The sequence below is a fragment of the Nautilia abyssi genome (assembly GCF_055388085.1).
Genome location: NZ_AP042376.1, coordinates 987,299 through 1,000,522, shown reverse-complemented (window position 1 = coordinate 1,000,522; position 13,224 = coordinate 987,299). Strand labels below are relative to the sequence as shown.

General features: G+C 34.1%; 16 protein-coding genes. 6 read left to right on the top strand and 10 right to left on the bottom strand.

The window, feature by feature from the left end:
• The first annotated feature begins 201 nt into the window (after positions 1 to 201).
• Entirely contained in the window at positions 202 to 1,338 is a 1,137-nt protein-coding gene (gene tgt, locus ACZ5EP_RS05070) for a tRNA guanosine(34) transglycosylase Tgt (protein ID WP_464508220.1), read from the top strand.
• Here tgt and ACZ5EP_RS05065 read toward each other — a convergent pair.
• From ACZ5EP_RS05065 to ACZ5EP_RS05050, 4 genes are read right to left on the bottom strand one after another with little or no spacing between them, the layout of a single operon-like run.
• On the bottom strand, positions 1,302 to 2,408 hold the full coding sequence (locus ACZ5EP_RS05065; RefSeq protein ID WP_127679590.1) for a PilZ domain-containing protein: 1,107 nt from the start codon (positions 2,406 to 2,408) through the stop codon (positions 1,302 to 1,304). The genes tgt and ACZ5EP_RS05065 overlap by 37 nt on opposite strands.
• Positions 2,409 to 3,257, bottom strand: a complete 849-nt coding sequence (locus ACZ5EP_RS05060; protein WP_464508219.1) for a hypothetical protein — start codon at positions 3,255 to 3,257, stop codon at positions 2,409 to 2,411. It lies immediately after the preceding gene.
• A 10-nt stretch (positions 3,258 to 3,267) separates the two neighbouring features.
• Positions 3,268 to 3,846 carry a 16S rRNA (guanine(966)-N(2))-methyltransferase RsmD gene (gene rsmD / locus ACZ5EP_RS05055; protein WP_127679592.1) on the bottom strand — a complete coding sequence of 193 codons (579 nt, stop codon included), beginning with the start codon at positions 3,844 to 3,846 and terminating at the stop codon, positions 3,268 to 3,270.
• Positions 3,833 to 4,123 (bottom strand): hypothetical protein, encoded by a 291-nt coding sequence (locus tag ACZ5EP_RS05050; protein ID WP_464508218.1) that lies wholly within the window; start codon positions 4,121 to 4,123, stop codon positions 3,833 to 3,835. Before ACZ5EP_RS05050 ends, rsmD begins: the two co-directional genes overlap by 14 nt.
• Before the next feature lie 97 nt (positions 4,124 to 4,220).
• On the opposite strand from ACZ5EP_RS05050, the gene ACZ5EP_RS05045 reads away from it, so the two are divergent.
• The 4 genes from ACZ5EP_RS05045 to ACZ5EP_RS05030 are packed head-to-tail and all read left to right on the top strand — an operon-like array spanning position 4,221 to position 6,955.
• On the top strand, positions 4,221 to 4,601 hold the full coding sequence (locus ACZ5EP_RS05045; protein ID WP_464508217.1) for a flagellar protein FlaG: 381 nt from the start codon (positions 4,221 to 4,223) through the stop codon (positions 4,599 to 4,601).
• A 3-nt stretch (positions 4,602 to 4,604) separates the two neighbouring features.
• A complete protein-coding gene (gene fliD / locus ACZ5EP_RS05040) occupies positions 4,605 to 6,314 on the top strand; it encodes a flagellar filament capping protein FliD (protein ID WP_464508216.1) in 1,710 nt (569 codons plus the stop codon).
• A 10-nt stretch (positions 6,315 to 6,324) separates the two neighbouring features.
• Positions 6,325 to 6,699: a flagellar export chaperone FliS gene (gene fliS, locus ACZ5EP_RS05035; RefSeq protein ID WP_127679596.1), complete on the top strand. Its 375-nt coding sequence runs from the start codon at positions 6,325 to 6,327 to the stop codon at positions 6,697 to 6,699.
• A 1-nt stretch (position 6,700) separates the two neighbouring features.
• A complete protein-coding gene (locus tag ACZ5EP_RS05030; protein WP_464508215.1) occupies positions 6,701 to 6,955 on the top strand; it encodes a hypothetical protein in 255 nt (84 codons plus the stop codon).
• Between the two features lie 15 nt (positions 6,956 to 6,970).
• On the opposite strand, the gene ACZ5EP_RS05025 is transcribed toward ACZ5EP_RS05030, so the two are convergent.
• The 6 genes from ACZ5EP_RS05025 to ACZ5EP_RS05000 form a co-directional block, all read right to left on the bottom strand.
• Entirely contained in the window at positions 6,971 to 7,477 is a 507-nt protein-coding gene (locus ACZ5EP_RS05025; protein ID WP_127679598.1) for a DUF302 domain-containing protein, read from the bottom strand.
• A 1-nt stretch (position 7,478) separates the two neighbouring features.
• Positions 7,479 to 8,441, bottom strand: a complete 963-nt coding sequence (locus ACZ5EP_RS05020; RefSeq protein WP_464508214.1) for an SLAC1 anion channel family protein — start codon at positions 8,439 to 8,441, stop codon at positions 7,479 to 7,481.
• An 88-nt stretch (positions 8,442 to 8,529) separates the two neighbouring features.
• Positions 8,530 to 9,270, bottom strand: a complete 741-nt coding sequence (locus ACZ5EP_RS05015; protein WP_464508213.1) for a 4-(cytidine 5'-diphospho)-2-C-methyl-D-erythritol kinase — start codon at positions 9,268 to 9,270, stop codon at positions 8,530 to 8,532.
• Between the two features lie 2 nt (positions 9,271 to 9,272).
• The gene (gene csrA / locus ACZ5EP_RS05010; protein WP_127679601.1) at positions 9,273 to 9,503 is read right to left on the bottom strand and encodes a carbon storage regulator CsrA; all 231 of its coding nucleotides are present in this window, start codon (positions 9,501 to 9,503) and stop codon (positions 9,273 to 9,275) included.
• On the bottom strand, positions 9,497 to 10,372 hold the full coding sequence (locus ACZ5EP_RS05005) for a pseudouridine synthase family protein (RefSeq protein WP_464508212.1): 876 nt from the start codon (positions 10,370 to 10,372) through the stop codon (positions 9,497 to 9,499). The genes csrA and ACZ5EP_RS05005 overlap by 7 nt, the downstream gene beginning before the upstream one ends.
• Before the next feature lie 19 nt (positions 10,373 to 10,391).
• Complete coding sequence (locus ACZ5EP_RS05000; RefSeq protein WP_464508211.1) at positions 10,392 to 12,389, bottom strand: ATP-dependent helicase; 1,998 nt, start codon at positions 12,387 to 12,389, stop codon at positions 10,392 to 10,394.
• Positions 12,390 to 12,589: 200 nt separating this feature from the next.
• On the opposite strand from ACZ5EP_RS05000, the gene ACZ5EP_RS04995 reads away from it, so the two are divergent.
• Entirely contained in the window at positions 12,590 to 13,222 is a 633-nt protein-coding gene (locus tag ACZ5EP_RS04995) for a LysR family transcriptional regulator (protein WP_464508210.1), read from the top strand.
• The last annotated feature ends 2 nt before the right edge of the window (positions 13,223 to 13,224 follow it).

The window sequence follows — 13,224 nt, the reverse complement described above, 5'->3', positions numbered from 1 at the left end:
TTGATAAAATTTCATAAAATTATATCATACGAATGGGAAATGAAAAGTTAAAAATGAAAAGTGAAAAGTGAAAAAGCTTGCAGGGTATATACTCTTGAAAAAAAAGTATGTGCATTGGTGCAAAGTAAAAATTAGGGCAATGAAGACAATATAGGATATATCTTGTTGAGCTTTCAGCTTGATTATAATTAAAGGGATTAAATGGAATTTAAAATAGATAAAACAGACTCAAATGCCAGAGCCTGTACGATAAAAACAGCCCACAGTGAAATAAAAACACCGATTTTTATGCCTGTGGGAACCGCGGCAGCCGTAAAAAGCCTTGATGCCGTAGATATGACGGAAATACTTGATGCGCCGATAATACTCGGAAACACGTATCACCTTTATCTCCGTCCGGGGGATGAAACCGTCGCAAAACTCGGAGGGCTTCACGGATTCAGCGGTTATAAAAGAAGTTTTTTAACAGACAGCGGAGGTTTTCAGGCGTTCAGTCTAGGAGATAACGTAAAATTTACGGATGAGGGAATATGGTTTAAAAGCCATATAGACGGAAGCAGACATTTTTTTTCACCTGAAAAGGTTATAGATATAGAGTACAACCTTAACAGCGACATTATGATGGTTTTGGATGATTTGATAGCTCTTCCGAATACTAAAGAGAGAATTAAAAAATCAATTGAAAGAACGACTGAGTGGGCTTACAGAAGTCTTGTACATCATGTAAAAAAAGGTAAAAAAAACAATCTTTTTGCGATTATCCAGGGAGGTACGGATTTTGAATTCAGGCGTATAAGTGCCGAGAGTCTTGTCTCTTTAGAGTATGAAGGACATACTTTTGACGGATTTGCCATAGGAGGGCTCAGTGTAGGGGAAGAAAATCAGCTGATGTACGATACAATTGAAGCTACGACTCCATATATGCCGCAGGACAAACCAAGATACCTCATGGGTGTCGGAACACCGGAGGATATCATAGAAGCGGTTGAGAGAGGGGTGGATATGTTTGACTGCGTAATGCCGACACGTAACGCCAGAAACGGTTATCTGTTTACAACATTCGGAACGCTAAGAATTAAAAACGCAAAATACAAACTTGACGATTCACCTATTGATCCGAAATGTAACTGTTATACGTGCAGAAATTTCAGCAGGGCATATCTTAATCATCTGTTTAAGGCAAAAGAGCTTACGTATTTCAGACTTGCAAGTATTCACAACCTGCACTATTATCTCAATCTCGTAAGAGAAATCAGGGAGGCGATTCTTGAGGGAAGGTTTAAAGAATACAAAAAAGAGTTTTATTCGTTAAGAGCGATAAATTCTTTTGAAATATAGGCGTTAAGCTCTTTTACGATCTCTTTTTCCCTTTTTGTAATATATTTTGAGAGAATATATTCATAATGAGTCGGAAGTTCGAAATGTATGTGATATCTGTATGTTTTTGAATCAAGTTTGGTAATTGATTTGATTTCACCTTCCGTTGCGATAAGATAAGGCTTGTCCATATGGAGTATAAATTCCAAAGTAACTATATCAGATACTTTCAGTATAGACATAGGTCCTAAAACGCATAAGCCTCTTAAAGAAATATCATACAGTTCCGTTTTAAGCTTTTTATCGCCGTATTTCAGAACAACTTCTATTTTTTCTTTTGGCTGAACTCTTATGAAGCTTCTTTTAGGTGCGTTTCTGTGTACTTTTTCTATATTGTTCAGATACATCTGTTTTTTATGTACGACAAAATGTTTTATATTGGCTCTGAAACTGTATTCTTTATCGTTTTCAAGAAGAAATATTTCTTTATGAAATTTTGCCGCTACGATTTGGTAATTGTTTGCCGTTACTTTAATAATGCCTTCTTCTTCGTCAAGAGAAAGAATATGTGTTTTATGAGCTATAGGGATACCTTTGTAAATCGTAAACAGGTTTAAAGGTTTTTTGTTGATGTAAATTTCTTTTATTTCTTTTGGAATTTTTGTAGTTATGTCCTCTTCAATGTTTTTGTGAAGTTCGATGTATTTTATGTAAAAATCCAGCAGCATAGTCATTTTTTTAAGTTCTGAGACTGAATTTTTCTTTTTTATTAAATACTTAATATAACTGTTGCTTAAAATAAGAAACATTTTGTTTAAAATAAAAGAGGAATCTATATCGTAGTCGTTTAATTTGTATATTAAAGCCATGTCTTTAGAGGGATTAACGGTATTTTTACTGAAAAACGGAGAAATAAACAGCATGTCGTAAAAGTGCTCTATTTCTTCCGTTGTAAATCTGCTGTTGGTAAGTCTGTTTAAATATTCACTAAGTATGCCGGCGAATTTTTCCCTGTAACTTTTAAAAAAAGGTCTGTTTTCTAAAACGAAAGAAGAAAAATTATGGGCGTAAAATTCCTGTTTCAGGTTCATTTACGTCCTATACTTAACAGGCAGCTGTTTAAATTCTATACCTTTTTTTACACTTTTTACTTTTCCGTTTTCGTCAATAATGAATGTGACTTCTTTTTCTGCACCCATATGGTCGGTAGAAAGGATTTTTAAGATTATTTCATTGTTTTTTATTTCTATGCTTTCCGGTTTTTCATCCATTCCCAGGTCTATTGATTTGGCCCAAACTGTTTTATTGTCAAGTGTTTTGTAAGCAATAATCACGTCTTGAGAAGTGTTTTGTGTTGTGCCTATGATTAAAATACCTTTTTTATAAGGTTTTATAAATGTTACGTCATCCATATTCGGTGTTGAAAGTGTTATGTCTTTATTGTTTTGGGAATAAATTACAATATCAGAGTTGCTGTTTGGCGAGTATTGTGTAACGGCTACATATGTTTTGCCGTTTATCATTATAAAGTCTCTTGCAAGATCGTATTTTTTCCCGTAATAAGTTATTTTATCAAGTTTTCCGTTTAAATCGTATTCTAAAAATGCGACTCTGTTTTTGTTCTGGTCATATCCGAGTATGTAGAGTTTGCCGTTTTTTACTTCCGATTTAACGGCATCTAAAAGTATCGGAGTGACTTTTTTCCATATCAGATTGTAATTTTTGTCAATTTTATATATTGCCGTGCCGTTAGGATCCGGAATAATAAAAATATATGCGTTTTTGCCAGCTTTCATTAATGCGTTTTCATTTACGCCGTATTTGTCAAGAAGACTTATGCTTTTAAAGCTTATAGGTTTTACGTTTTGCTGCTGCGCAGTAGTTGCACATCCAGTAAAAAATACAATTCCCGCTAATGGTATCCATAATAATTTATTCATGATGTTTCCTTTATTCATAATAAGTTACGGAACTTTTTCCGAATTTTCTTGTTTTGATTTTTTTATATAATCCCAGTTCTTCAGGGAAGTCATAATCGCTTTGATGTTCTATTAAAATTTTTTCAACATTGATTTTTGGAAGCTGTTTTATCAGCTGTTTAACTTTTTCGTAAATATCTTCATAGCCTTCTCTTATTGCAAAAGGAGGGTCGAAATAGAAAAACGCTTTATCCCTGTCTCTTTTTAGTTTTTCAATTACATCCCATACAGTTTCAAAACTGTCTCCCAAAATAATTTCACATTTTTCAGGATCCATTGAATCGATGTTTTTTTTCAAAACTTTTGCAGCTTCCGGGTCTTTTTCCAGGAAATATGCTTTTTTTGCACCTCTGCTTACGGCTTCCAGGCCTATGCTTCCGACACCGCTGAACATTTCAACCCATGTGGAATCCGGCACTTCCCACTGCAGGGTGTTAAAAACGCTTTCTTTAAGTATGTTTTTGGTGCTTCTTGTGACTTCTTTGTTTCCCATATAAAGTTTTTTGCCTCTGTATTTGCCGCCGATAATTTTTATGTTACTTTTTTCCATCGTACTCCTTTAATATTTCTAAAAGTTCTTCCCTGAATTTTTCAAACGCTTTGTCTATTTTTTCTTCCAGGCTTTCTGTTTTTACAGGCATCTGTTTTTCCAGCTGCATGTAAAGTGTTGTTTTGGTAAAAGGCTTTTTAATGTCTTTTCCGATTAATATTCCGTCAATATCCGGATTGTCGGTAATAATTATACCGTTTTCGCTTAAACTGTCTTTTAAAAAATATTCAAGTGTATGTTGTAAAAGCGGAGAATTGCATTTTATTTTATACTGCATTTGAAACCTTCGGGAATAGTTTTAAGAAATTCTATCAAAAAATTAAATTATTTTATATTTTTGACGATATTGTTACAGATTAAAAAAGGGGTTTGTTATGGACGTTTTTAGCAATATAAAAAACGTAGCTCAAAAAACGCAGAATTTAGATAATATTACAAATCAGAACAGCACGAAACACGTGCAGGTAGAAAAAGTAAATAAATTATCTAACGAACAGCATGATATAATCGAATCACAGGATAAAAACAAATTAAAAAAAGAGTTGCAAAAGCTTACAGAGGAGCTGAATAAAGCGTTAAACCCTCTTAATACGACGCTTAAGTTTCATTTTAACGATAAAATTGACGAACTGACCGTAAAGGTAGTGGATACTAAAAGCGATAAAGTTATAAGAGAGTATCCTCCGAAAGAAGCATTGGAATTAATGGAAAAAATGAGAGAAGTAGTAGGATTACTATTTGACAAGAAAGGATAGGAAATGGCAGATTTAGGAATTTTAAGTTCATTGGGAGCCGGAAGTAACGGGGTGTTAAGTTACGACGTTATTGATAAATTAAAAAAAGCAGATCAAGATATGATGGTAAAACCTCTTGAAGATAAGCTTGATTTGTTAAAGAAAAAAGAGAGTGCTTTATCACAGTTTATTACAATAGGATCTACCGTTAAAACGGATATTTTGGATTTAGCGGACGGTACACTGTTTGCAAAGGTAAATACTACTGTAAACGGAAGCAGCGTAAGCGTAACCGCTAATGACGGGGTTGAGCCTCAGAGTTTTGATATTAATGTTTCTCAGCTTGCGCAAAACGACGTATATCAGTCTAAAGGTTATGCGTCAACTGATTCTATTATAAACGGTTCCGGTACTTCTCAAAACATTACTATAGGAACGGGCGGGACTGAAACAACAATTTCTGTCCCTGCCGGAGCCACTTTGGAAGATTTAAGAGATGCCATTAACAACGCAAATGCCGGAGTTACCGCTTCTATTATCGATACAGGTATAGGAGACGATCCGTATAAACTTGTTTTAAAAGCGAATGATACCGGAGCGGATAATTATATAGAGTTTAATTATTCCGGAATTGACGATTTAGGATTAAACGCTACTAATTATACTTCCGCTACATATTCTTCGGATACCGATTTGGTTAACAACAGCGGAAGCGATCAGACTTTCAGTATTGATGTAAACGGAACAACTTATTCAATGAACGTGGCTGACGGGACAACCGTAAGTGATTTTATAAATGCTTTAAACAGCGGAGATTTAAAAGACAGTGAAGGAAATTCTTTAAAAGTAAACGCATCATATAACTCAGATACGGGTGCTATAAACTTCGGTCTTCAGGCAATAGGCGATATCAGTATTACCGATACGGGACTTACTACAAACTTTAACGATAACACTGATTTTACAAATTCAAACAGACTGCAAACCGCTCAGGATTCCGTGTTTACGTATAACGGTGTTCAGGTAGAAAGATCTTCAAACACAGTGGATGATTTGATTACGGGTGTTACGATTAATCTTGAAAGCGAAGGAGATTCTACCGTTGATATTACATCCAATGTAGACGATATGACTAAAGCTATTCAGAAATTCGTAGCAGATTACAATCAGATGATTTCAAATCTTCAGAGTCTTACAGCGTATGATAAAGATACCGGAAATGTGGGTCTTTTCCAGGGTGACAGTGATTTTACAATGCTTGAAAATAGATTTAGCAACGATATTTTCGGTGTTGTAATGTCTAATCAAACGACTGCTACAGATTTAAACGGAAATCAGTATACCACTACATCAGTTTTTACGGCTGCGGATGTAGGATTCAGTATGGATAAAACCGGAATGATCAGTTTTGATGCCGATAAATTTAAAGAAGCCTATGATAAAGACCCTGATTTAACAAACAAACTTTTTGGCGATATGTTTACTAAATTAAAAACCGATTTTGATACAACTATTACCGGCGATAATTCGAATCTTAACCTTCTTGATCAGGAAATTAAAGATGAAGAAGACAGATATCAGGACAGAATAGACGCTATGAACAAATATCTTGATACTAAATATGATATTATGGCTAAACAGTTTGCAGCGTATGATGAAATGATTAATAAACTGAATGTTCAGAGTCAAACTTTACAGCAGACAATAGACCAGTCAATAGCAGATAAAAAATAAAGGACGGTAAATGACGTATAATAAAGCTCTTAATAGTTATAATCAAATGAACGTAAATATAGACAGACCTGAAAAATTAATACTTATGCTTTATGAAGGAGCTTTAAGATTTGCAAATTTTGCAAAAAAAGCCATAGATGAAGGAAATATTGAAGACAAAGTAAAATATATTATTAAAACTTCAAATATTTTTATCGAGCTTATCAACTCTCTTGATTTTGAAAAAGGCGGGGATATCGCTTATTATTTAAACGGATTATACGGGTATCAGCTAGAACTTTTGGCAAAAGCCAATCTGGAAAACGACACTAAATATTTAGACGACGTTATAAGGGTGTTAAAAGGGCTGATTGAAGCTTGGAAAGAAGAGACGGGAATCAGTTAAGATGAAAGATTATTTAAATAAATTGAAAGTAGCAGTAATTAATCAGGACTTAAAACTTTTAGAAAAGATTATACAAAACGATCCTGAATTTGAGAGTATAGAAGAAGCAATGGAAATACAGGCATATATCAAAGAAGCCGTAAAACTTTTACAAAAAGAAAAAGAGAGGCTGTCTTTGGAAATGCAGAAAATCCAGAATTTAAAAAAATTTTATAACCAGCAAAAAGAAAACGAAACGTTTGATTTTAAAGCTTAAAAGGCTTAAAGCCTTTTAAAAAATAGAATATCTGAAGTGGACGAATCCTAAAATACTCTGAATGTCTCTTACTACATGTTCCATAATTTTCGCTTCTTTTGTTCCGCTTAACAGTCTTGTAAGAAGATAACCGTTCATAAGAGATATTTTTACTACGCCTTTGCTGTTTTCATATACGGCTATGCTGAGAGGCATTTTTACCGCCATAAACTTAGTATCGTCGTCGCTCAGCATTTTGCCTGCGTATTTAGCGTTACAGAATTTGATAATGGCTACTTTACCGACATCCGGACCGCCGTATTTTTTAATTTCTTCTTCCTGGTTAATAACGGTTACAACATGCCATCCTGGCTGTTTTGATATTCTTTGGGTAATAAGATTGACCGTTTTTTCAAAAGAATACGGGCTTACAACCTGTTTGAAAAGCATAGTTTGAGCCGAAAATTTAATTAACAGCGGAACTATGAACAACGCGGCTACAGCTCCTATTATTAATCCTCCAATAAAACTTCTTTTATTCATTTTATTCCTCCTCAGGTATACAGATTTTTTGATTTATTATTGCAATATATGTTTTGTATGTTACATAGGCTACGAGCAGGGCTGTTATTATAAGAAGCAGCAGCCCTCCGTAATATGTAAGATTGTTATTGTAAGCCGAATTCATTAATATTGTGGCTATTGTAATAGCAGCCATAGGGAATGTGTATGCCCACCATGAAATGAAAAATTTAAGTTTGATAAAACTTTTAATCATTGTAAGCAGCAGTACGAAAATAAACAGCGCAATAAAATATAAAAACAGGCTGTCAGTATCTACCAGACCGAAAGTTATTCTAAAATAACTTATAAAACCTACCGCCGGAGGCGCAATAAGTATAAAAAACGTAGGAACAAGTCTCTGTCCTATAGGATGGTGGAAAATCATTCTGTAAATTACTATGGTAAAGAGCACAAGCCAGAAAAATATTCCTATCGCGTAAAAGAAAATGTTTACCATTTCCGGCTGGGCGTCAACTCCTACAACAGGTATCAGCACGTTACCTACGATCGGTATGAACCATGCAGGGTTGATTTGTCCCACTTCGAATTTGTGTTCTATCCAGAATTTCATTACTTTATAAGTAAAAAAGAGATGTAAAGGCGCACCGATATACCAAAATACTATGGATACGGTAGGAGCATAGTCGTAATATGCTATGGAAATAAGCAGAAAGCTTATGGATATTGCCGCGGCAAAAGAGCTTTTAATAGGATGGTTGAATTCTTTTGCAACCGCTTCCGGGTATTTGATCCATTTAATGATGTAAGTGAAAAATACTACAAAAAACAGTATTGTGTCAATTACAAGCAGAGCTTCGTATATTGGATGAAAAGCGTCTATTTTTAGAAAATGCCAGGCTTTTGCAAATGCAATTGTAAGTCCGGAAAGACCCATAATCACTGCAAACAGCTGTACAGGAAAATATTTTAGGCTTCTTTGCATTTTAAACCTCCGATTGAATTTCGCGCAAGTATATTCCTATAATATTAATTTATTATTAATATAAGATAAAATTATATTTAGGAGAGGGTTAATTTTTTATTTTGAAAAAACTGCTGCCGCTGCCTGTAAAGAAGCCTTTGTCCATATATTTATATAAATCAGGATATAAATTCAGTGCGGGCTTTAGAAGGTCGTTTAATTCGGAAGGAGTGTGAGCGGTTAAAAGTTCAGCTGAATCTTTTTTATCAAAATCGGTATTTGAAGGGTTGAAGAATTTTTCTTTATACGTTTTGTACACATCAGGCGTAGAACATTCTATAGGAGGAGTAAATACTTCAATATCAAGAAGATTTTCGTCATATTTTTCTACTACATCTCCTCTTCCGTATACGTTTGCGCTGTCATAGTCATAAATAAAAAACGCTACGTCGCTGCCTATTTTATTACCTATTTTTACAAGTTCTTCTTTTGAGAGATTAAGACCTGATTCTTTATTTACCAGTCTTAAAAAAGCTGCTGCGTCGCTGCTTCCTCCTCCAAGTCCGGCCATTTCAGGAATGTTTTTATGTATTCTTATCTCTTTTCCTATAAACCAGGGTTTAATTGCCGGATACTCCTGTGTAAGTTCTACATAAGCTTTAAATACGCTGTTTTCCCTAAGGGCGCAGTTTATGTCTCCTACGATATTAAATTTTTCGGCTTCAACTATTTCGATTTCGTCATATAAATCTGCAACTTTCATAAATCTTGATTTAATAAGATGGTAAAAGCCGTCATGACCGACTATTTTTAAAAATATATTTACTTTTGCATGCGCTTTTATTTTCACTGTTATCCTTTAAAAATATCGGAAATATTTTTTAATGTGTCTATATCGACTTCCTGCACTGCTTTTTTATTTTCGGCGGTTATCTGCTCAATAAGCTCTGCTCTTAAAATAGGCACGTCTTTTGGCGCTTCTATACCAATTTTTACCTGATTTTTGTCGATTGATATTATCGTTATTTCAATATCGTCGCCTATTTTGATTTTTTCGTTTATCTTCCTTGATATTACTAGCATAGTTCAATCCTGTTCAAAATATAAGATACTTTATCTGATTCTATTTCTATAATAGCAAAAAATTTATCAAATTTTACATAATATTTGCCGTTTTTTTTAATTTTAAAATCATTTATGTTTAATTTTCTTCCGAGTATTAAATTTTCAATATCGTTTTCATAACTGTTTTCTTCCAGATCAAGATATTCGATAGGATTTAAAGGTTTTTCGCATTCATAATGAAATTTTCCTTCGTTTAACCTTTCAAGATATGTCAAAGCTCCATTTACGCCCAGTTTTTTTGCAATATCAAAACCCAGGCTTCTTATATACGTCCCTTCGCTTACGCTGGCTTTAAACGTAATAAAAGGATGGGAATAGTTAATAAGTTCTATGTCAAATATCTCTATATCAACTTCTTTTTCCAAGTATACGTTTTGAGATATATTGTTCTCAATTCTCAATTCTCCATTCTCAATTAAATTGTAAGCTCTTTGTCCGTTTATTCTTTTGGCACTGTATTTAGGGGGCAGCTGTTTTTGAATTCCTTTAAATGAATTTAACGTTTCGATGATTTTTTCTTTTTCAAGAGGTTCGATATTTTCAATTTTTTCAATTTTTTCTATATCTAAACTGGGAGAGTAAGCTCCAAGCATTAATGTAGCCAGATAAGTTTTCGGTGTTTTTTTTAAAAATCTGAAAAGTTTTGTGTACTGTCCGCTGGCTATAATAAGACATCCGCATGCAAAAGGATCAAGTGTTCCCGAAAATCCCATTTTTTTAATACCGTATTTTCTTTTTAACCGATTTAAAAATTTATTTGAACTTATGAACATCGGTTTGTTTGCTACAAACAGCATATTTTCACATTTTAATTTTTCACTTTTCATTTTCCATTTTCCACTTATTTTACGCTTTTTCCACAAAATCGCTTAGTATTTCTCTTATATTGTGTCCGAAATCTATTTTAAGTTTTGTTTTGTTTCCGGCTTTGTTTATACCGAGAATTCTGCCGGTTCCGAATACTTTGTGTTTGACAAGCCCTCCTACTTTGAATGCTCCTCCGCTTGGAGCTTCTTTTAGGTTTACCCTCTCTCCTCTTATAAGGCCGGCTTCCGTTAAAAAGCGGCTTTTCGAAACCCTGCTTCTCTGGCCTCTGATATATCTGCTCTGCACATAAGAAAGGGTGAGTTCTTTTTTGGCTCTTGTAATCGCCACATATGCAAGACGCCTTTCTTCTTCTATATCCGCTTCGTTTAAAGGGAAAAAGCCTTCTTCCATTCCTATTACAAAAAGATGTTCAAATTCAAGGCCTTTGCTTGCATGTATTGTCATAACGTTTATCATCTCATCTGTTATTTTGTCCTGATCGCTTTCAAGGGAGAGCTCATTTAGAAATTCTCTGAGGTTTAAATCTTTTCTTTCATGCATCATACCGTAAAACTCTTCAACGTTTCTTCTTTTGTCTTCGTCTTTGTAGCTTGTGCTGAGTTCCAGGGTTTTTTCAATAGCTTCAGGAAGCTCTTCTATTGAGAGAGAACTTAAAAACTGGATTGTTTTTTCGAAATCTTTTAATGTTTTTGCGGCTTTTTTACTTAAAAATGAGAGATCGTTTTCTTTAATAAATTCAAGAAACGATTTTTCCCCTTTTGCTTCTTCGAGTTTTAGTATGGTGGTTTTTCCTATTCCTCTTTTAGGTTTGTTAACTATTCTTTTAAACGAATAATCATCGTTTGGATTGACAAACACTCTCAAATAGCTTATTAAATCCTTAATTTCTTCTCTTTCGTAAAATCTCATGCCACCTACGAGCTTATAGGTAATACCGTATGTTCTGAGTCCGTCTTCTATGGAACGTGAGAGGGCGTTTATTCTGTAAAGGATAGCTATGTCTTTTGGATTTACGCCTCTATTTATAAGGTTTTTAATCCGTTTTGCTATTGCTTCTGATTCGGCCATTTCATTATAATTTGACAGCAGTTCGATGGCTTTGCCGTCACCGAGGGCTGATTTGAGTTTTTTGTCGTATCTTTGTTTATTGAAGCTGATAAGGGAATTCGCCGCGTTTAAGATCTGATTTGTTGATCTGTAATTTGTTTCCAGTTTTATTACTTTTGCGTCAAAATCTTTTTCGAAATTCAGGATGTTTTTGTGGTTTGCACCTCTGAATCCATAAATTGACTGATCGTCGTCTCCGACAACACATATGTTGTTGTGTGTTCTGCAGAGTTTTTTTAATAAAAGAAGCTGTATTTCATTGGTATCCTGATACTCATCAACCATAATATATTTGTATTTATCCGAAATTTCTTTGCACAGATCGTCGTTTTCATTTAATATGGTGTATGTTAAAAGAAGAAGGTCGTCAAAGTCGACTAAATTATTTTCAAGCAGATATTTTTGGTATTTGTCGTAAATATGGGCGAGTTTTTTATAAGTCGTGTCTTTTGCAAGGGAATAAACTTCATCGGCATTTAAAAAAGAGTTTTTATATTTACTTATTTCTTTGCTTACAAACGAAAGAGGAAGATCAGTAGAAATTGATTTGAGTATCTTTTTTTGATCGTCGCTGTCTATTATTACGAATGTGTTTTTTCTTCCGATTAAATGTATGTAAAGCTTTAAAAACATAAGCCCGAATTTATGAAAAGTGCTCAAAAGAGGAGGGTGCGCCGCTCCGCCTTGTATCATTCTAAGCGCACGTTCTCGCATTTCGCTTGCCGCTTTATTTGTAAATGTTAGAGTAAGGGTGTTTGCAGGGTCGATACCGAGACTTAGAAGATAGGCAAGTCTTGTCGTAATAGTCTTTGTTTTTCCGCTTCCGGCTCCGGCTAATATTAATAAGGCTCCGTCTATATGTGTGGCCGCTTCTTTCTGTTCGTCGTTAAGTTCGTTTAAAAAGTCCATTTTCCCGCTTTTTTATATTAATTATACCAAAAGAATATTTTTTTAAAAAGCAAAAATTAATAATTGTTTAACGGAAAATTTATTTTGAAACATATTCCTTTTTAAGTGGAAATATTCTTTTTTTTCTTTTTTAACTATTGTATTTGCATAATTATAATTTTTAGTTATAATTCTCATTAATAAAATTGAAGAGGAGAATTATGGTAATTAAATACCTTGATAAAATTTACACTTTTTTAGTTATAAACAGAGAAAGCAGTTTTTCCAAAGCAAGTAAGGCGCTCGGTATTTCACAGCCGGCGGTAACCCAGCAGATAAGAATACTTGAAGATTTTCTCGGCGTAAGTCTTTTCGAACGTAAAAAAAACGGCGTTATTCTTACCAAAGAAGGCCAGACGTTTTTAATATACGCCAAAGAGTTTGAAAAATTTTTGAGCGGGTTCGAAAAAAAGCTTGAAGAATTCAGAAATGCGGATACGCCGTTTTTAATAGGCGCTTCTCCTACCGTGGGTAATTACAATCTGCCGGAATGCATTAAGTATTTTAAAAGTCTGATAAACAGAGAAATAAACCTTGTAATCAAGAATAATGACGCTTTGTTTGAAGATGTTGAAAAAAAAGCCGTGGATATGGCGTTTGTAACCAAAAAGAAAGACAACGGACTTGAATACGTGGAATGGATAGACGACGAACTTGTGGTTTTTTCGAATAAACCACTGCCGCCTAGTATTGAGCTTTCGGATTTGAAAAATTATAAAATGATATGCCGGGAGCCTAATTCTTCTACCAGGGATTTTATAAAAAATGTTTTTGAAGAGCATGAGTTTGAATGAGA